18 protein-coding genes are annotated in these 18025 nt (G+C 70.3%); 9 read left to right on the top strand and 9 right to left on the bottom strand.

Annotated features, from left to right (window positions below; all coding sequences use genetic code 11):
• Nucleotides 1-63 precede the first annotated feature (63 nt).
• Nucleotides 64-1692: a hypothetical protein gene (locus tag AB0F61_RS21315; RefSeq protein WP_357812233.1), complete on the bottom strand. Its 1629-nt coding sequence runs from the start codon at nucleotides 1690-1692 to the stop codon at nucleotides 64-66.
• Between the two features lie 197 nt (nucleotides 1693-1889).
• Between AB0F61_RS21315 and AB0F61_RS21320 the strand changes: the two genes are divergently transcribed.
• Both AB0F61_RS21320 and AB0F61_RS21325 read left to right on the top strand, forming a co-directional pair.
• A complete protein-coding gene (locus AB0F61_RS21320) occupies nucleotides 1890-3122 on the top strand; it encodes a hypothetical protein (RefSeq protein ID WP_357812235.1) in 1233 nt (410 codons plus the stop codon).
• 65 nt (nucleotides 3123-3187) lie between these two features.
• Nucleotides 3188-3712, top strand: a complete 525-nt coding sequence (locus AB0F61_RS21325; protein WP_357812237.1) for a hypothetical protein — start codon at nucleotides 3188-3190, stop codon at nucleotides 3710-3712.
• 79 nt (nucleotides 3713-3791) lie between these two features.
• Here AB0F61_RS21325 and AB0F61_RS21330 read toward each other — a convergent pair whose 3' ends face one another.
• Together AB0F61_RS21330 and AB0F61_RS21335 are read right to left on the bottom strand one after the other, a co-directional pair.
• Nucleotides 3792-4289 carry a hypothetical protein gene (locus AB0F61_RS21330; protein WP_357812239.1) on the bottom strand — a complete coding sequence of 166 codons (498 nt, stop codon included), beginning with the start codon at nucleotides 4287-4289 and terminating at the stop codon, nucleotides 3792-3794.
• 42 nt (nucleotides 4290-4331) lie between these two features.
• Nucleotides 4332-5675, bottom strand: a complete 1344-nt coding sequence (locus tag AB0F61_RS21335; RefSeq protein ID WP_357812241.1) for a glycoside hydrolase family 6 protein — start codon at nucleotides 5673-5675, stop codon at nucleotides 4332-4334.
• A gap of 492 nt (nucleotides 5676-6167) precedes the next feature.
• On the opposite strand from AB0F61_RS21335, the gene AB0F61_RS21340 reads away from it, so the two are divergent.
• The 6 genes from AB0F61_RS21340 to AB0F61_RS21365 are packed head-to-tail and all read left to right on the top strand — an operon-like array spanning nucleotide 6168 to nucleotide 12294.
• Nucleotides 6168-7232 (top strand): ABC transporter substrate-binding protein, encoded by a 1065-nt coding sequence (locus AB0F61_RS21340; protein ID WP_357812243.1) that lies wholly within the window; start codon nucleotides 6168-6170, stop codon nucleotides 7230-7232.
• On the top strand, nucleotides 7229-8065 hold the full coding sequence (locus AB0F61_RS21345; RefSeq protein ID WP_357812245.1) for an ABC transporter permease: 837 nt from the start codon (nucleotides 7229-7231) through the stop codon (nucleotides 8063-8065). Before AB0F61_RS21340 ends, AB0F61_RS21345 begins: the two co-directional genes overlap by 4 nt.
• Nucleotides 8041-8778 (top strand): ABC transporter ATP-binding protein, encoded by a 738-nt coding sequence (locus AB0F61_RS21350; protein ID WP_357812247.1) that lies wholly within the window; start codon nucleotides 8041-8043, stop codon nucleotides 8776-8778. The genes AB0F61_RS21345 and AB0F61_RS21350 overlap by 25 nt, the downstream gene beginning before the upstream one ends.
• Nucleotides 8779-8780: 2 nt before the next feature.
• Nucleotides 8781-10112 carry an LLM class flavin-dependent oxidoreductase gene (locus AB0F61_RS21355; protein ID WP_357812249.1) on the top strand — a complete coding sequence of 444 codons (1332 nt, stop codon included), beginning with the start codon at nucleotides 8781-8783 and terminating at the stop codon, nucleotides 10110-10112.
• Nucleotides 10113-10132: 20 nt separating this feature from the next.
• Complete coding sequence (locus AB0F61_RS21360; protein ID WP_357812251.1) at nucleotides 10133-11176, top strand: aldo/keto reductase; 1044 nt, start codon at nucleotides 10133-10135, stop codon at nucleotides 11174-11176.
• Nucleotides 11176-12294 carry an LLM class flavin-dependent oxidoreductase gene (locus AB0F61_RS21365; protein ID WP_357812253.1) on the top strand — a complete coding sequence of 373 codons (1119 nt, stop codon included), beginning with the start codon at nucleotides 11176-11178 and terminating at the stop codon, nucleotides 12292-12294. The genes AB0F61_RS21360 and AB0F61_RS21365 overlap by 1 nt, the downstream gene beginning before the upstream one ends.
• Nucleotides 12295-12299: 5 nt before the next feature.
• Here the strand turns inward: AB0F61_RS21365 and AB0F61_RS21370 are convergent, their stop codons facing one another.
• Entirely contained in the window at nucleotides 12300-12941 is a 642-nt protein-coding gene (locus AB0F61_RS21370; protein WP_357812255.1) for a short-chain dehydrogenase, read from the bottom strand.
• A gap of 166 nt (nucleotides 12942-13107) precedes the next feature.
• Here AB0F61_RS21370 and AB0F61_RS21375 point away from each other — a divergent pair, with 166 nt between their 5' ends.
• Nucleotides 13108-13608 (top strand): helix-turn-helix domain-containing protein, encoded by a 501-nt coding sequence (locus AB0F61_RS21375; protein ID WP_357812338.1) that lies wholly within the window; start codon nucleotides 13108-13110, stop codon nucleotides 13606-13608.
• Here the strand turns inward: AB0F61_RS21375 and AB0F61_RS21380 are convergent.
• The 5 genes from AB0F61_RS21380 to AB0F61_RS21400 form a co-directional block, all read right to left on the bottom strand.
• Nucleotides 13553-14803 carry a hypothetical protein gene (locus tag AB0F61_RS21380; protein WP_357812257.1) on the bottom strand — a complete coding sequence of 417 codons (1251 nt, stop codon included), beginning with the start codon at nucleotides 14801-14803 and terminating at the stop codon, nucleotides 13553-13555. The genes AB0F61_RS21375 and AB0F61_RS21380 overlap by 56 nt on opposite strands.
• 198 nt (nucleotides 14804-15001) lie before the next feature.
• A complete protein-coding gene (locus AB0F61_RS21385) occupies nucleotides 15002-15373 on the bottom strand; it encodes a DUF302 domain-containing protein (RefSeq protein ID WP_357812259.1) in 372 nt (123 codons plus the stop codon).
• Between the two features lie 175 nt (nucleotides 15374-15548).
• On the bottom strand, nucleotides 15549-15989 hold the full coding sequence (locus AB0F61_RS21390; protein ID WP_357812261.1) for a glutaredoxin domain-containing protein: 441 nt from the start codon (nucleotides 15987-15989) through the stop codon (nucleotides 15549-15551).
• A gap of 47 nt (nucleotides 15990-16036) precedes the next feature.
• Nucleotides 16037-17332: a GAF domain-containing protein gene (locus AB0F61_RS21395; RefSeq protein ID WP_357812263.1), complete on the bottom strand. Its 1296-nt coding sequence runs from the start codon at nucleotides 17330-17332 to the stop codon at nucleotides 16037-16039.
• A 160-nt stretch (nucleotides 17333-17492) separates the two neighbouring features.
• A complete protein-coding gene (locus tag AB0F61_RS21400) occupies nucleotides 17493-17963 on the bottom strand; it encodes a hypothetical protein (RefSeq protein WP_357812265.1) in 471 nt (156 codons plus the stop codon).
• Nucleotides 17964-18025 lie beyond the last annotated feature (62 nt).

The raw sequence follows: 18025 nt of genomic DNA on the forward strand, positions 1-18025 counted from the left end.
AGATCCGCTTTCGTCCGCGTACCGGACAGTCGAAAGTGCTCCCCGGCAGCCTGATCGGACCGGTTACCGGGCATCGCCCCCCACGAGGTGCAGCCAGGCAGCGTGGTGACGCGCCGGCGATCCTGGGCGGGGGCGGAGCAGCTTCGAGTCCAGGGTCAAGTCGGGCAGATCGACGATGCGCCGGGCCTGCCGATGCAACAGCAGCAGGTCCATGATCTCGCCATCGAAGTAGTGCACCTGCCGCGCCCGCCGTCCCGCGACGAGCAGCTCTTCTCTGATCACTCGATCGTCACGCTCCGCAACGGAGACGCGCAGCACGGCGCCGTTGGACGAGGCCGTGCAGCCGCAGGGGCACGGCGCGTACAGCGGCTCCCGATCGAGGACGCGGTGCGCGTTGGCGAGCATCGCGCGTCGACGGCGTTGAGTCGTCGCTCGGCTGGCCACCGCCAGGTAGAACCGGACCGCGACCGCCGCGAAATGGCTGTAGCCGAAGTCGTCGGCGAGCTCCAAGGAGTCTTCCATGATCGCCTCCACCAGCCCTTCCGCGTGGCGGTAGAGGCCCCTGGTGTCCGAGGTCTGTGGCAGGCCGGTCGGACGCTCAAGCTGCAGCACGAGGATCTCCAACTCGGCCTGGTTGGCCATCAACCGGCTCTTGAGGCGCGCGTGCCATGTGGTGTCCGCATCGCCCTCCCGGCGGATCCCCCCGCGCACCAATTCGGTCCGCCGCTGCTGGACCGCGGCCAACGCCTCGGCGAAGTATCCGTGGGCGGCCAGCACTCGGGTCTCGAAGATCATCGCGGCATGCGTGCTGCTGGTCCGGAACCCGTCGGCTCGACCGAGTGGCGTCAGCCTGCGCAGCCGTGCCGAGCCGGGGCGAGGATGCCGTCCCAGCGCGCCGATGTCCTGATAGTCGTACGCGAGTTGACCCCGATACCAACTCTCGATCGTTACAAGGCGGCGCCCCTGGTCGGAGTCGAGGGCCGCCCCCAGGCGGGCACGCAGGGCCGCAGCCCGTTCCAGCCACACCGGCGCCATCAAGCCGTCCGAGCTCAACGCCCGACGACACAGGTTGAGCAGCCCTTCGTACGCATCGAGGGTGCCGTGCCCTCGCAGAGCGGAGTCCATCGTCGTCGGGGCCTCGTCGCGGGTTTGCGCGTGGCTCGCTACGGTGGTCCGTGGCCATGACGGTTCGGTGTAGGTGAGGACCGCTCGCGCCACGGCCAGGTTGGCCTCGGCGGTCCGTAGGGCGCGCGATTTCCTGGCACGCTGAGCGGCTCCGGCAACCTCGCCCGGGGTGTCGGCCCGCAGGTACAGGTGCAGCAGACCGTGGGCCAGCCGGCGCTCCAGAGCGCCCCAGGGCGGAGGTGGCAACGTCGCCACCAAGGCTCCGAACTCAACTCCCTGCACCGCGGTCCGCATCCGGGCCGCTCCGGCTACGCCGAGGGATGCCCGCCAGCCGGCACGCCGGGCGAGGGCTTCTTCCGCCGTGCGCAGATAGCGACGGACGGTGGCGACGCTCAGGGGACGGCCGAGCACGCCGGTCCCCGCCATTCGGGCGGCGAGGACGCGGCCGGTGTCCGCCTCGGACTTCGGCGGCGCGATGTCCAGTCCGTAGTAGACGACAAGCGCCATACCCACGATGTCGTCCCACCCGAACTCCGCGTGAGCCAGGCTGCGAAGTGCCTTCCACACCGCAAGCGGATCATGATCAGCAAATGGAAGACTGTCCGGACGGTAGTCCCGACCGAGTCGCCACGTCCGTACGGCACGGAGCGCATCGCGTACGACACCGGTATTGACGGCCACCGTTCGATCGTAGGTGAGCGGTTTCGTGTCACGCCGAAGCGAAGCCATCCGGTGGCGGCTGGTGTGGAGCCGACGCTCTACCCATGGTGATCGACTCCATGGGACCACTGCACAGGGTCGCCGACGTTCTGCCGCAGGCCGATCTGGTGGCCGACTGGCGGCGGGTGACCGGCCTGTATCGGCAGTGCGTCCAGTTCGCCGCGCCCAGGGGGGTACGACAGCCACCGCGGCCCCTACGAGAAGCGCTGGCCCAGGCGATGCAGGACGTCTCGGCGAGTTACCGGGAGCGCGAAGAGCAGATGTGCGCTCATGGGCTGGCGGTCCTGGCGAACAACGAGGGACACGAGGAGATCGACGGCGCGCTCTGGCAGCGGTACTACCGTGACGACCGGTTCGCAGATCTGACCGAAGCCGCGCCCGCCGGTCGTCCGGTCCCGACGCCGTACGAGGCGATGGTCGAGACGTGTCGGAGGATCCGCGATGCGCGATCGCTCCGTTTGGCTCTGGCGGGGACCGGGACCACCGGGCTGCTTGTCGGATCCGCCAGTTATGGCCGGTTCTACAACGTCCGTGGGCGTCGGCCAGTGGTGCCGGCTTCCGATCTGGACCTCATCATCGTCCTGCGTGACGCCACCGCCCTCAGCGAGGTGGCCGCGCGGCTCCAGCGGATTCCGTTCGCCTCGCCGACCGACGTACACCGTCTAGCCGATCGCGCCGACGTCTTCACGAACCGGTTCGACGACCACCGCACAGTGCTGAGCCACAAAGTCGAGCTGTGGGGCGATCACGCAGCCGACCCGGTTCTGGAGATCGGCGGAGTGGCAGGGCGGTACGCACTGAGCCTTCACCTGATGACGATGCCCGTTCTCGACTACGTGCTCATCTCGTCGACGCCGCGGATCCTGCGAGACCTGGCCGGCGTACGGCGCTCGGTGCGCGACTATCGCGACAGGCCCACCCATCGCCATGATCATCAGCGGACGTTCGCCGGGCGCGGCTGGGTACTGAGGCCGGAGACCGTGCCGGCCGCAGCAGGTCAGCTGCGGACTACCGACATCTACCGCATAGACGAGTTCGACTCCTATTGCCCCGGACTGTTCCAGAGCATGCTGCTGCCGGCTCCCGACCTGCTGTGGGGCGACGACCTGGAGGTGCTGCCCCGACTACAGGACTTCCAGCGAAAGCTCGCCGACCGGGTGCGCTACGAGGCGGCCGCACAACGGCACGCGCTTTTGCGGCCCAGCTTCGCGCACGTTCGCCGGGAGGCGTTCGCGCCATGGGTCGTCGATCGCCTGGACTCCGCCCACGGATCGTGATCCCTCGCCAGTTTGGAATCTCGTGTGACAGTGGAGAAACCGAAGCTGGTCGATGAGGAGGTTCCGTGAACGTCGCTCAAGCGGGTGCCACTGCTGTGACGACCCTGCTCGCCGTGATGCTCGGCGGCTGGCTCACCATACGGGCCCAGGACCGGCTGTGGCACCGCGACAATCAACGACAGTGGCGGGACATCCGGCTCGCCGCGTACACCACGTTCCTGACTGCGTTCCGAGAGTACGTGGCTTACATCCTGCTGCCGTCCGCCCGAATCACCGCCGTTCCCCGTCCCCGGAGCCCGCACGACCCCATGCCGTTCTTCGACGAGCAGGGCACCCGGTACAAGGAACAGTTGGAGGCAGCCAAGACAGAACTACGGCTGATCGCGGGTCGACCGGACGTTGTGGCGGCGTCACGTCTGATGGTGCGACACGCACGGCTCCTTGCCGCCGCGCGCGCAACGTGTGACGTCGATGCCCTGTCCCCCGAGCGCTTCGATGAACTGTGGGCGGCGGAGCGACGGTTCGTTGCGGCGGCCCGGGGGGAACTCGCCCTGCACGCGCCGGCGGAGGATGCCCCGCTGAGCGCGTGATCGCGCACGCTCTCCTGCCCGCACGGTCCGCCCTGGCAACGATGGTGGCCGCCATGAGCGGCGTGGTGTCGTCCAGCCGTCAGTCGCTGGCACCCAGGTGCAGCAGCCACACCCGGTCGTCCACGCGAACGACGAGGTCGACGTAGACGGCTTCGTACCAGTGGCTGGTGTCGACGGTGAGTTCCCAGGATTCGACCGAGCCGGGCCAGATTCGCCGCAGCAGCGCCACGACCCATCCGGCGACCGCCTCGGCCAATTGCCGGGCAGGCATCTTCTCGGCCCACACGTAGGCCGGATGCCCGGGAAGGAACAGCCCGGGTAGCGCCGCGTGGACCAGCTCGGACCAGGAGCCGACCGGCGCCAGCCGGGAGACCCGGCAGTCGGTCGGCAGCAGCGCGTTCACGGCAGTGGTCACGTCGCCCGTCAGTGGCCCGTCGGTGAGCGTGAAGGTGCACACGTGGTTGGTGTCTTCCAGGAGATCCTCCAGAAACCGCAACGCGTGGTTGATCATCTCCGGGACCGCGTCCAGTTTCGCGTTCCTCGCCGCCGACAGCGCGGTCCAGTCGAATGCCGTCACGCCGGCCAGGCTAGTGAATCCGGTGCCAGCCCTCGATCCGGCTCAGACCGGCGGCCAGGCATTGGTCAGCAACTGACGGAAGTGCGCCGGGAACCACTCGCCGAGTGGCGGGGCTGCCGGCATCGCACCGGTGTCGTACGGGGAACTGCGCGGCAGGACGTAGTACGGGTCGCACAACGGCTCGTACGGCCGGCCCGTGTTCGGGCTCCCGGTGGCGCCGTCGGACTCGCCGGGCGGCTTGACCCACACGTAGGCGTCGATGCCCGGCTCCGGTTCGGCGGCGGGCCGGGGGCCGAGGCCGGAGCCGGCCTGGTTGCACCAGTTTTGGACGAAGGCCCGCCGGTCGATCCGGCTGCCGTCGACGTAACGGTTCACGTCGCCGGCGGTCGCCGGCCCGGTGGGGCGGCCCGGGCCGCCCCAGCCGTTGCGTGAGGTGTCGACAACGACACCCGCCGCCGGGGAGAAACCCGCCCCGGTCAGCAGCGCACGGAGGTGTCGCGTGTAGGGCACCTCGTCGACGAACGGGTTCCAGTCGACCCACCTCGACTGGTACACCGGCTGGCCGTTGACGACGTCGTCGGCACGGAAGTATTCCTCGTGCAGGACCGAGTAGTTGGCGGTGTTGGCGACGAAGCCGTGCACGTTGGCCGCCGTGCTGCCGGCGGTGGTCGCGGCCTGGAGCAGCAGCGCCGTCAGCGCGGCGGAGTCTTCCGGCCAGCCGACCTCGCCGTGGTGACTGATGTCCAGGTACGGGTAGACGTTGGGTACGGTGCCGAGCCGGGACAGGGCGTACCCGATCCCGTCCAGGTAGGTGCCGCGTGCCAGCACCTCGTCGCAGGCGGGGGTGGCGGTGTAGCGGGTGCCGGTGTTCACGACGAGGTTGGGCAGTGAGTTCGGCTCGACGAACGCGACGATCCGCAGGTCGGCGTAGCGGGGATCAGCGAGGATCTCGACGATCGGGTCGATGAACTCTGCCTGGTAGCGGGCGATGTCCCCGATCGACAGCTCGCCCTGCGGGGCTCGCCTGCCGCAGTCGCGGGCCGGCAGGTCGTAGAGGGTCACCTGGACGAGGTCGGCGCGCTGCGCCAGGGCCGCGTCCAGATGTTCGCGCAGGCCCAGCACCCCGTCTTTGCCCTCGATGCGGCCGATCCGGTCCAGCCAGACTGCGGTCGGCTGACCGGCGACCGCGGCGCCGCCGGGTTCGGCGGCGGCGTGCGCGGCCCACTCGGGATTGACGTAGACGCGGGCTCCGACGTACGGGTTGTCCACCCGGTGCGGCGGATCGGCGGCGGCGGCCGGAGCGGCGCCGGCGAGCACCCCGGCCACGAGGAGGGACACGGCGGCGAGGACCGGGACGGGTCCGCGTCCTCGACGGGGCATGGTCATGGCGCTGACTCCCTCAGGTCTGACCCGGCGTCGGGTGTGCGCCGTCGGCCATGGATTCACGTATTTCGATCCATTGTCACACCTCGCGCGTCCCAGCGCATGAAATCCTAGTTGACACATAGGAATTGTGGGTTAGCGTCGTATCCATGACCAGCCAGCACACCCTGCTTCGGGGCACCGCCATCGCGGTGTCGCGGGGATGCTGCCGTAGCTGGACCGCCGCTTGCGGCTGCTGCCGCTGAGCGAGCGCTACCCGCCTCCCCCACCCGCGGCGCCGCCGGCTCGACGACGACCGGCAGCCGCCTCGTCGAACCGATCAACGGATGCGCGCCGAGCCGATCGCCGGCTCCTGTCGGGTCACCCAGTGGGTGCCCGCCGGCGCGTACGCGATCGCGCTCGTCGAGCCACTGATCGGCAGTCACGGCGACGGTGCCGCCCCTCGTCCACGTGGGGCGCGGTCCCGTCGTGCAACCAGCTACGAAGGAGTCGCAAGTGACGTCACCACCCCTCCTGGATCGCCGGGCCATCCTGGCCGCCACCCTCGGCGTGGTCACGCTGGGCCTGACCGCCTGCGCCGGCGACGAGACACCCGCCGTGGCCCTGGCCGCCGGCGCGCCACTGCCGCCTGACGTACCGAAGGGCACCAAGCTCGTCATCGGAGACAAGGAGCACCAGAAGGCGATCGAGTTCTCCGGGGAGGCGGAGAAGCTGTCCTTCCAGGTGGAGTGGGCCAACATCAGCGGCGGCCCACAGACCCTTGAGGCATTCCGCGCGAAGGCGCTCGACGTCGGGGCGGTGGCGGACATCCCGCCGATCCACTCGCACTGGACGGGCATCCCCACGAAGATCGTCGCCTCGAAGTACCGCCAGGACCCGCTCAACCACGCCATCTACCGGCTCGGCATCGCACCCGGCGTCACGGTCGCCACCCTCGCCGACCTCCGGGGCAAGAAGATCGCGTACAGCCCGGGGCAGGCGCAGGGAGCGCTGGTGCTGCGGGTGCTGCACAAGGCCGGCCTCAGCAAGAAGGACGTCAAGCTGGTCGAGCTGCCGAGCACTGGCGACGTCTACGCGACAGCGCTCGCCAGCCGCCAGGTCGAGGTGGCGCCGATCGGAGGCGTGCAGATCAAACGCTACGAGACCAAGTACGCCCGGGACGGCGCGACGGCCATCACGCACGGACTGCGGGACGACCCCGGTCACCTGTACGCGCCGGTCAGCGTGCTCGGCGACCCGGCCAAGGCGGCGGCGATCCGCGAGTACGTGCAGGCGTGGGCGCGGGCCTGGCGGTGGCGCGAGGCCAATCCCGACGAGTGGATCGAGCGGTACTACGTCAAGGACCAGGGCCTGACCGTCGACGACGGCAGGTGGCTTGTCGAGAACGGCGGCATCGCCGACATCCCGGCGAGCTGGACGGAGGCCATCGGCCGGCACCAGGAGACCATCGATCTGCTGGCCAAGGAGACGGGCAACAAGCCTCTCAGGGCCGAGGACCTGTACGACCGACGGTACGAATCCGTCGGTGCCGAGGCCCTGGCCGCGGGAGGTGCCAAGTGACCGCCTCGACACTCAGCCGGCCCCGGCCAGCCGTCACCGTTCCCGCCGGCCGCCCGCGGCGTCGACTCAAGCCGGGTCGTCCCATCCCGTTCGGGGCGGCGATCGGTCCGCTCCTGCTCCTGGCGGTGTGGGCGGCCGGTTCGGCAGGCGGCTGGATCGACAGCCGTACCCTCTCGGCGCCCTGGACCGTGGTGACGACGGCGGGTGACCTCATCGCCGACGGCCGACTCCAGGACAACCTGGTCATCTCGGCCCAACGGGCCGGCCTGGGCCTCGCCATCGGCACGGTCGTCGGCATCGTGCTGGCCGTGCTCGCCGGCCTGAGCCGGTGGGGTGAGGCCATCCTCGACGGCCCGATCCAGATCAAGCGGGCCATCCCGGCCCTCGCGCTGATCCCGCTGCTCGTGCTCTGGTTCGGCATCGGTGAGCAGATGAAGGTCATCACCATCACGCTGGGCGTGTTCGTTCCGGTCTACATACATACCCACAACGGGTTGCGCACCATCGACAGCCGGTACGTCGAGCTGGGCGAGTCGCTGCGCCTGCGGCGGACCGCCTTCATCCGCCGGATCGTGCTGCCCGGCGCGCTGCCCGGCTTCCTGCTCGGCATGCGGTTCGCGGTGGTCGGAGCGTGGTTGTCCCTGGTGGTCGTCGAGCAGATCAACTCGACGAGCGGCATCGGCTACATGATGGAACTGGCCCGCGAGTACGGCCAGACCGACGTGATCATCGTCGGACTCGTCCTGTACGGACTGCTCGGGCTGCTGTCCGACGGTGCCGTCCGGCTCGCGCAGAGGAGGGCCCTGTCGTGGCGACGCACCATGGCGGACTGACCGCCACCCGTACCGTCCAGGTCGAGGGGTTGATCCGCGGCTTCGGGGATCGCGTCGTCCTGGACGGGTTCGACCTGGAGATCGGCGCGGGCGAGTTCGTCGCCCTGCTGGGCCGCAGCGGCTCGGGCAAGAGCACCCTGCTGCGCGCGCTCGCCGGCCTGGACGGCGACGCCAACGGCTCGGGCCTGGTCGACGTCCCGGAGAACTCCTCGGTCGTCTTCCAGGACGCCCGACTGCTGCCCTGGCAGCGGGTGCTGGACAACGTCGTCCTCGGCCTGCGCGGGCCGGACGCCTACAAGCGCGGGCAGGCGGCACTCGCCGAGGTCGGCCTGGCGGGGCGGGAGCGGGCCTGGCCCAACGAGCTGTCCGGTGGCGAACAGCAACGGGTGGCACTGGCCCGGGCGCTGGTGTCCGAGCCGGACCTGCTGCTCGCCGACGAGCCGTTCGGTGCGCTGGACGCGCTGACCCGGCTCCGCATGCACGGCCTGCTGCGGGAACTGTGCGCCCGGCACCGGCCCACGGTCCTGCTCGTCACCCACGACGTCGACGAGGCGATCACCCTGGCCGACCGGGTGCTGCTGCTCGACGCCGGCCGGATCGCCGTCGACCTGGCCATCGACCTGCCGGCGCCACGCTCGTACCGGCAGCCGCAATTCCTCGCGTACCGCGAAACCCTGCTCCGCGCACTCGGCGTCGACCCGACGGAGGGATGAAAATGCTGCACCTCAACGCGTTCCTGATGGGCGTCGGCCACCACGAGGCGGCCTGGCGGCTGCCGGAGAGTGATCCGTTCGCGCAGACCGACGTCGAACACTTCACCCACCTGGCGCGCATCGCCGAGCGGGGCAAGCTCGACTCGCTCTTCCTCGCCGACAGCCCGGTGCTCTGGAACAGCATCGGTCGGCGGCCGGCGGGCACCCTCGAACCGACGGTGCTGCTCACCGCACTGGCCGGCGCGACACAGCACATCGGGCTCATCGCGACCGCCTCGACGACGTACAACGAGCCGTTCAACCTGGCCCGCCGGTTCGCGTCGCTTGACCACATCAGCGGCGGCCGGGCCGGGTGGAACGTCGTCACCACGGCCGGCGTGGACGCGGCCCGCAACTTCAACCTGGACGAGCTGCCCGCCCACCGGGACCGCTACGAGCGGGCCGCCGAGTTCCTGGAGGTCTCGCTCAAGCTCTGGGACAGCTGGGACGACGAAGCACCCCTCGGCGACAAGGAAGCCGGCCGGTGGGGCGACGACAGCCTGCTCTACCCGCCCCGCCACGTCGGACGGCACTTCCGGGTAGCCGGCCCGCTCAACGTGCCCCGCTCACCGCAGGGCTATCCCCTGCTGGTGCAGGCGGGCTCGTCCGAGGACGGCAAGGAGTTGGCCGCCCGGTACGCCGAGGCCGTCTTCACCGCACAGCAGACGCTCGCCGAGGCGCAGAGCTTCTACCGCGACCTCAAGCGGCGTGCCGCGCAGTTCGGCCGCGACCCGGAAACCGTCAAGATCCTGCCCGGCATCGTGCCGGCGGTCGGCGCCACCGAGGCGGAGGCCCGCGCGCTTGAGGAGGAGCTGGATCGGCTGATCAAACCCGAGTACGCGCGCGCTCAGCTCGCCACCACGCTGCGGGTAGCACCGGAAGACCTCGACCTGGACAAGGAACTGCCCGCCGACCTGCCCAGCGAGGACGAGATACAGGGCGCCAAGAGCAGGTACACGCTCATCGTCACCCTGGCCCGGCGGGAACGACTGACCGTACGCCAGCTCATCGGCCGACTCGGCGGCGGACGCGGGCACCGCACCTTCGCCGGCACGCCGGAGCAGGTCGCCGACGCCATCGAGGAGTGGTACCGCAGCGGCGCCGCCGACGGCTTCAACATCATGCCGCCGGTGCTGCCGTCCGGGCTGGAGACGTTCGTCGACCACGTCGTGCCGATCCTCCAGCGCCGGGGTCTGTTCCGCACCGAGTACACCGGGACCACCCTGCGCGACCACTACGGGCTGCCCCGCCCGGTCAACAAGTCCGCCCGGCGGCTCGCCGCCGCTTCCCACTGACCACCTGGAGAGGACGAACGATGGTCGACCAACGACCCTTCGGACGCACCGGCGTACAGATCAGCTCGCTGACGCTCGGCGCGATGAACTTCGGCCAACGGGGTAACCCCGACCACGAGGACGGCATCCGGATCATCCACCGGGCGCTCGACGCGGGCATCAACGCCATCGACACCGCCGACGTCTACTCCCATGGCGAGTCGGAGGAGATCGTCGGCAAGGCCCTCGCCGGGGGGCGTCGCGACGACGTCTTCCTCGCCACCAAGTTCCACGGCCAGGTGGGCGACAACCCGCAGCACCGGGGCAACTCCCGCCGCTGGATCTTCCGGGCGGTGGAGAACAGTCTGCGGCGGCTGGGCACCGACTGGATCGACCTGTACCAGGTGCACCGGCCGGAGCCGGACACCGACTTCGACGAGACCCTGGGCGCGCTCACCGACCTGGTCCGCCAGGGCAAGGTCCGCTACATCGGCACCTCCACGTTCGAACCGTCCGCCATCGTGGAGGGTCAGTGGCTCGCGCAGCGGCGTGGCCGGGAACGGGTGGTCAGCGAGCAGCCGCCGTACTCCATCCTGGCCCGCGAGATCGAGCGCGAGGTGCTGCCGGTGGCGCAGCGCCACGGGCTGGCGGTGATCCCGTGGAGCCCGCTTGCCGGCGGATGGCTCTCCGGGCGCTACCACGGCAAGCTCGACGCCCCGATCTCCCGCCGGGCCGACCGCCTGCCCGCCCGGTTCGACCCGACCCGGCCGGCGAACGCCGCCAAGCTCGCCGCCGTCGACAAGCTGGCCGCCCTCGCCGACGAGGCCGGGTTGTCGCTGATCCACCTGGCCGTCGCCTTCGTCCTGGAGCACCCGGCCGTCACGTCGGCGATCATCGGCCCGCGCACGCTCACCCATCTGGAGTCACAGCTCGGCGCGGCCAAGGTGACCCTGTCCCGCGACGTGCTGGACCGCATCGACGCCATCGTCCCGCCGGGCACCACGCTGAACCCTGCCGACGCCGGATACCAACCGCCGTCGCTCACCGACCCGGCGCACCGGCGTCGCGGCGGGAGGAACGGCTGATGACGTCGAAGTTCCTCTGGTACATCCCCAACCAGGTCGAGCCTGGACACCGCGGCGACGACGTCGTCCAGCACCACAACAGTCTCGACACCCTGACCAGTCATGCCCGGGCCATCGAGCAGCACGGGTGGTCCGGCGCGCTCATCGGCACCGGCTGGAGTCGCCCCGACACCTTCACTGTCGCCGCCGCGCTGGCCGCCCGCACGACGACATTCCAACCGCTGATCGCGATCCGGCCCGGCTACTGGCGTCCGGCCAACTTCGCCGCCGCCGCCGCGACGTTGGACCACCTCACCCAGGGGCGGGTGCTCGTCAACATCGTGTCGGGCAAGGACAACCTGGCCGCGTACGGCGACAGCGACGGCGACCAGGCCGCGCGGTACGCCCGGACCCGGGAGTTCATCCAGATCGTACGCCGGTTGTGGACCGCCGAAAGCGTCACCTATCGCGGCGCGCACTTCAGCGTCACCGACTCGGCCCTGGCGCCCCGACCGGTCGTCCGTGGCGAGCGCCGGCACCCACCGCTGTACTTCGGTGGCGCCTCGGCCGCCGCCGAGGAGGTGGCCGCCACCGAGGCCGACGTCCAGCTCTTCTGGGGCGAGCCGCTCGACGGCGTGGCCGAGCGGATCGAGCGGCTGAAGCGGCTCAGCGAGAAACTGGGGCGCGAGCACGCTCCGTTGGAGTTCGGGCTACGGATCACCACCCTGGTCCGGGACACCACCGACCAGGCGTGGGCCGACGCCGAGGCGAAGGTCGCCAAGCTGGCGCAGCGTGCCGGCGGCATCGAACGCAACCCGAACTGGCAGGCCGCCGTCGGCCAGCGGCGGTTGCTCGACCTCGCCGCGCGCGGAGACGTGCTCGACGACAACCTCTACACCGCACCCGGCAGGTACGGCGGCGGCGGAGCCGGCACCACCTGGTTGGTCGGCTCGGCCGAGGACGTGGCGCGGTCACTGCGCAGGTACGAGCGTCTCGGCATCACGCACTTCGTGCTCTCCGACACGCCCTACCTACCGGAGATCGATCGTCAGGGCACGCAACTGCTGCCGCTGCTGCGCCAAGGAGCCGTCGCCGCCCGCCGGAGCAGCACGCGGGGCGCGGTGCCGACGGTCACCTGAACCGATCACACGCGATGAGGCTCGGTCAGCTCGGCAAGCAACGTGTAGAGCCGGGCGGCCGCCGGGCGGTCGAACTCCGGGCGGGTGAGAGGCACCGGCGCTCCGCGACGCAGCGCCGTGAGTGGGGCGGTCGGCGGTTGGGCCAGCAGGGCGGCCAGGAGGGCGGCTGAGGTGTCGGTTGACGATCCGAACAGGGCGGCTGACGCGCCGACGATGGCGCGTGTCGGCTGGCCGAATTGGCGGTGCATACCGCTGTTGACGAACAGGGGGTTGTAGAGCGCGTATCGGATCTGGCTCTCCGGATGCGCGTCCGCGAAGCCCGCTCCCAGGAGGTCGTTTGCGCGTGCGCCCTGCATGGTGGCCTTGAACAGGCTGTATCCATCGGCAAGCTGCAGGTCGTTCCAGTTGATTCGGCCGGCCCGGATTCCACCGGTGCCGCAGAGGTTGAGGATGAGCGGCGCCTCTGCACGTTCCAACGCGGGGCGAAGCCGCTCGGCGAGCAGATAACGACTGAGGACGTAGATCGCGAAGGTCTGCTCGAAACCCTCGTCGGTGACGACCCGCCGCTTGTCGAAACGTCCGGCTGCCAGCACCAACACGTCAATCTTGTCGGGGAGCCGGTTTGTCAGTGCGGCGGTCTGCCGCACCGAGGTGAGGTCGGCGTCGGCACTGCCGATCGCGACGACCCGGTCTCCGGCTTGCCGCAGCCTGTCAGCGAGTGCTCCGCCGATGCCGCGTGTCCCGCCCGTGATTACCACTGTGCGCATACTTCATCGTGGGTCTCGCCCGAGTTCGCGGAAAGAAGGCACATCGATGTCACCGGCACTACCGCTACCCGTGACCCTGGCCGACCGTGCGTCGTGCGCGGCGACCGACGTCCTGCGACGTGTGGGCGAGAAGTGGACAGTCCTCATTCTCGCCGTGCTCCACGAGCGTCCGTACGGTTTCAACGAACTCGATCGCACCGTTCATGGGCTGAGCCGGCGAATCCTCACCCGCACGTTGCGGACGCTGGAGGCCGATGGACTGATCAGCCGCCAACAGATGCCGGATCGCGTCGAGTACGCGCTCACCGGCCTGGGTCACTCACTTCTCCCGCTGGTCATCGCCCTCGGTGAGTGGGCGGTCGATCATGCGTCCGAGATCGACCAGGCACGAGCGCGGGCGCGGGCGTCTGCCGGACAACCACCGTCACCAGGGCCGACTGCCACCTGCCGGGTTACTGTCGCCCCACCCGTGGGGGACGATCGTCGGCCGCTCAGGACAGCGTCGACACCGACGATGACGCGCGCGGGTTTCGAACCGGGTCGTTGATCCGACGCCGGAAGACGAGGTAGGCGCTCAGGTTGACCAGCAGCATCACCAACCCGATCATCGACGCCACGAGCCCCACGTCGATGTTCGGCAGCGCCACGAAGGTCAGGGCGGCGAGCACGATGGCGAAGATGTTGAGGAAGGTGAACGCCAGGACCAGTTCGTTGAGCAGACGGGATCGGCGGTCCTGAAGCCGGCCGACCAGTTGCTGGTGCAGCGTTCGGACGAAGTCGAGCCGCTCGTCAAGCGTGGTGAGGACGAGTCGGAACTTCCACTGCTGCTCCAGGGCGTTCCAGACGGCTCCGGCGGCCGCGTCGAGGTGCGCCTCCACCGACGAATATCCGAGTCGGAACAGGCGGATCCGGTGGTAACCGGTGAGGATGCGTTCGGCCTGGTCTTCGAGCGCAGTCATGGACAGGTCGGCGCGGCCCGGGTCGATCTGGGACAGCTCCGCCGACAACACCGCGTCGTACCGCAGGGCCGCTGCCCAGCAGACATGATGCACGCCGGTCAACCGCGACAGCAGCAGGGCCGGACGGGACCCGAAGTCGGTGACCACCGCTGTGGTGTGCGAGCCGATCCGCAACACCGCATCCCGGGCCCCGTCGGGCGTGCAGTCGAGCCCGTCCGGGGTCAACAGCTCGGCGATGGCCCGACGCCGCGCCGGATCGCACTCCGGGGCCACCTGGACGGCGAAGGTGGTGTTGGCCCAGAGGACGAACACCTCGTCCTCGCCGACCGGCGGCAGGACGGCACGGAGCAACCGGGTCACCGCGGGCAGCATCCGCTGAACCGCCGGGGCGACCTCGGCGACCACGTCGTCGGTGCCGTCGACGATGCCGTCCGGCACCTGGTAGGTGATGCACAGGAGGCCACAGTCGACGTTCCAGACACTGATCCGGGCGGAGATCACCCGCCACGCGCCAGCGGCCGTGCTGGGTAGCAGGGTTGCCTCGATCTCCTCCTCCCCGGGTCTCCGCAGGACCTCCGGGCCACCGCTGATCTCCATGGTCGGCCGCGGCATGCTGCCCAGCAGCTCGTCGAGCAGCCGTTGGCCGTACGGCTGCAACGCCAGGTCGGTAAGCCCGTCGGTGACACTCCACCGGGTCGAATCGGCACGCCAGGACGCGGTCTCCACAGACAGTTGGCACGGAAAATAGGCGACCACACGTATCGACGTGACGTCCTTCACCATCAACGACCTCTCCCCGAGCGGCCCCTGCAGGGTATCGAGGAAGTTAACAGAGCCGATTCCGATCAGCAGCCCGGCCCGGGGACGTGTACGGGCGGTTCCACGGCGCGCTCACCGAGGGCTGGTCGAGGACGCCCTGCCGTATGTCGCGTACGGCCTGGTCGCCGCCGCGACGCTGGAGCGGCTGAGCCGGGGCCGCCGTCAGCGACCCTCGACCGCCGAGGCGATCTTGGCCGGGGCGTTCAGGGGTGCGAGCTGATCCTCGCCCAGTCCGTAGCGCTGGGCGAGGTACGCGGGGTCCTGCCAGGTGACCAGCGAGCCGGGCTGACCGTCGTCGCGCACCATGAGTCGCATCGGCAGGTCGATGGCGATCTCGGGACGGGCCTGCATGAGCGGCGTGCCCGCCTGCGGGTTGCCGAAGATGATGACCTGTGTGTCGGGCATGCTCAGCCCAGCCTTGCGAGCGGCCGCCGCGTGGTCGACCACCGCCGCCACCGCAGCGCCCACGCGTTCCGCCTCGGCCCGCAGCGCCGAGACTGTCTCCGCGACGTCGTGGGCACTCCGCCTGGTCACCAATCCGTCGTTCACGGCCGACCCCCGCTCACCGTGCCACCCAGCGAATCCATCTCATCGTGCCGGCACCCGAGGTGGTTCGGGGCAGGTTTGCCGTAACCGGCCGCCGATGCTCCCCCGTCGCCGCGACGACCGGTCATCCTCTGGCGTGGCGGCGACGGTCCGTCGCCCTCGGTCATGCTCCGCCCGAGCGGAGCTGCTCGCGGAGCCAGGCCCGGTCGGGGTTCACGACGGCCTGCCCGCCGAGCACGACGGTAGGCACTGTCTCGTTGCCGCCGGCCACCGCCCGGACCACGGCGGCGCCCGCCGGGTCGTGCCAGATGTCCACCCAGTGCGCCCGTCGGGCGAGCCGGCCGAGCGAGAACCGGAGCTGGAGGCAGTAACGACACCCGGGGCGCCAGTACACGACCGGTCGCCCGTCCGCCGCGCTGGCCCGCTGCGCCTCGGCGGCGTCCACCGAGCGGGGGAACGCCCACGGCGACAGCACGAATGCCAACGCCAGGAAGACCACCAACTCGACGGCGCCGACGGCGGGCAGACCGGCGGCCAGTTGCGTCACCAGGACCAGCACGCCGCACGCCACCATCACGATCGCCAAGATCCACCGCCGCAGCACGACGCCGACGCTACCTCAGGCGCCCGGGTACGCGTCCTCGCCGTCGGCTAGCGCTTGAGGTACGCGGCCAGGCCACCGAGCTCCTCGCTGGCGATGAAGACCGACCGAACGTTGAGGATGGCTTCCTCGACGTGGGCCGAGCAGCCCCACGCCGCGTCGCCCCACGAATCGGCGATCTTGATCTCGGCCGGGGCGGTGCATCCCAGGGCGCCACCCAGCTCGCACTGCTCCGGGTGCGGCATGGCAGCCTGCGCGGCCGCCGCGGCGCGCATCCGGGCGGCGAGTTCCGCGGCGGCGGTCGCCCGCTGCTCGGCCTCGGCGCGCAACTCCCGTTCCACGCGTAGCACCCTGGCCAGCTCGTCATGGGCTGACCTGGCCCGCGCTTCGGCGGCCCGGCGGGCCTGCTCGCTGTGGTGACACTCGATGGCCAGGGCGGCGGTGCCGGCGAAGACCCGGGCGAGGGCGAGGTCGGAGTCCTGCGGGGCGCGCGGGGTGCGGTGGTACATGGCGAAGGTGCCAAGCAGGCCGCCGTCGCGGGCCAGGATCGGCGTGGACCAACAGGCCGACAGGTCAGCCTGCTCGGCCAGGTGCCGGAAGTCGTCCCAGAACGGGTCGGTGCCGATGTCGGTGACGATCACCGGCTGCCGGCGGTGGGCGGCCGTGCCGCAGGAGCCGACGCCTTCGCCGGTGGCGATCCCGTCGATGGCCTCGTTGTAGAAGTCGGGGAGGCTGGGTGCGGCACCGTGGCGCAGGTGCCGACCGTCGGGATCGGCGAGGAGGACGGAGACGAGCACTTCTTGCGGTGCCAGATTCTCGATACAGCGGGCCATCCCGTCGAGCACCTCGGTCAGGGGGGCCTGACGGGCGATCTGCTCCAACAGGGCACGGTGTTCGGCCATCAGCCGTTGGGCGTGCTTGACCTGGGTGGTCTCCACGCCGAGCACCCGGACCCCGCAGACCTGACCGGCGACGTCCCGGCGCGGCTCGTAGGTGAAGTCGAAGAACGCCTCCCGCGCCTGCGGGCCGGTGCCCAGCAGGACCCGGACGTCACTGCCGGTGTGGGGCTCACCCGTGCGGTAGACCCGGTCGAGCAGCGTGATGAAGCCCTGACCGGCCAGCTCGGGCATCAGGTCCACAAGCGCCACCCCGGTGCGAGCCCGTTCTCCGCCGATGGTGGCGAAGAACGCCCGGTTCGCCGTCTCGACCAGATGCTCCGGGCCCGCCAGCGAGGCGAAGACGGCGGTGGACTGCCCGAACAACGCCCGCAGATCCTCCTCTGCCCCGCCCGGCCCGGCGCCCGCCGGATCCGCAGCCGTGGGCAGCTGGTCTGGTACCGCCGTCACGTCGTGGTCCGCCTCTCGTCCGGGTTACGGGAATGGCCTCGATGGTGCGTCGGTCGGTGCACCGGTGCTCACTGTGCGCGAGGAGGTGGCTGAGGCCGCCGACGCAGCCTACCGGCGGAACGAACCGACGGCGAACGCCGACGGCAGCGAGGCACGCGGTTCACGGGGTCGCTGATCGGCGACCGTAGGAGACGGTTGCGCCCATCAGCAACACGGCCCCGGCGAAGAAGTAGGTGTTGATTCCGAGGCCGGCCCAGAACTCGCCGGTGGAGATGTCCTCCGCTCCGACGAAGCCGCCGCGACGGACACCGGTGACCATCAGCAGGTTCTCGGCCATCCCGGGAACGCCCCGGATCACGAGCAGGATGCTGCCACACAGAAGCGGCGGCAGAAGCAACCACCGGGGAAGGTGTCGACCCCAGGGACGGGCGGTGGCGAGGACGACGGCGGCCCCGACCGCAGACATCGAGATGAGCACGACGTTGAAGATCACGTAGGCCCGCGTACTCCAGGGTCCGTCGCCTGTCGGATCGTCGCCGGGAAAGAACACCAGGAGCACATGGGACACCACGAAGAAGATCAACCAGGCCAGGGCGCCGTACGCCCAGCGCGGACCTCTGAAGGCGGGCATACCAGCACCATCGTCGCGCCGGCACGACGACGCCTCCCTCCTTCGGGGGGTTCCCTCCCGTG

It is taken from the genome of Micromonospora sp. NPDC023888 (assembly GCF_040639415.1).
In the GTDB taxonomy this organism is placed as follows: Bacteria; Actinomycetota; Actinomycetes; order Mycobacteriales; family Micromonosporaceae; genus Micromonospora.

Excerpts from the sequence above, each read along its gene's own strand:
- AB0F61_RS21375 (WP_357812338.1), top strand. The coding sequence starts at position 13,108 with ATGTCACCGGCACTACCGCTACCCGTGACCCTGGCCGACCGTGCGTCG.
- AB0F61_RS21365 (WP_357812253.1), top strand. The coding sequence starts at position 11,176 with ATGACGTCGAAGTTCCTCTGGTACATCCCCAACCAGGTCGAGCCTGGA.
- AB0F61_RS21355 (WP_357812249.1), top strand. The coding sequence starts at position 8,781 with ATGCTGCACCTCAACGCGTTCCTGATGGGCGTCGGCCACCACGAGGCG.
- AB0F61_RS21380 (WP_357812257.1), bottom strand. The coding sequence starts at position 14,803 with ATGGTGAAGGACGTCACGTCGATACGTGTGGTCGCCTATTTTCCGTGC.
- AB0F61_RS21360 (WP_357812251.1), top strand. The coding sequence starts at position 10,133 with ATGGTCGACCAACGACCCTTCGGACGCACCGGCGTACAGATCAGCTCG.
- AB0F61_RS21400 (WP_357812265.1), bottom strand. The coding sequence starts at position 17,963 with ATGCCCGCCTTCAGAGGTCCGCGCTGGGCGTACGGCGCCCTGGCCTGG.
- AB0F61_RS21320 (WP_357812235.1), top strand. The coding sequence starts at position 1,890 with ATGGTGATCGACTCCATGGGACCACTGCACAGGGTCGCCGACGTTCTG.
- AB0F61_RS21335 (WP_357812241.1), bottom strand. The coding sequence starts at position 5,675 with ATGACCATGCCCCGTCGAGGACGCGGACCCGTCCCGGTCCTCGCCGCC.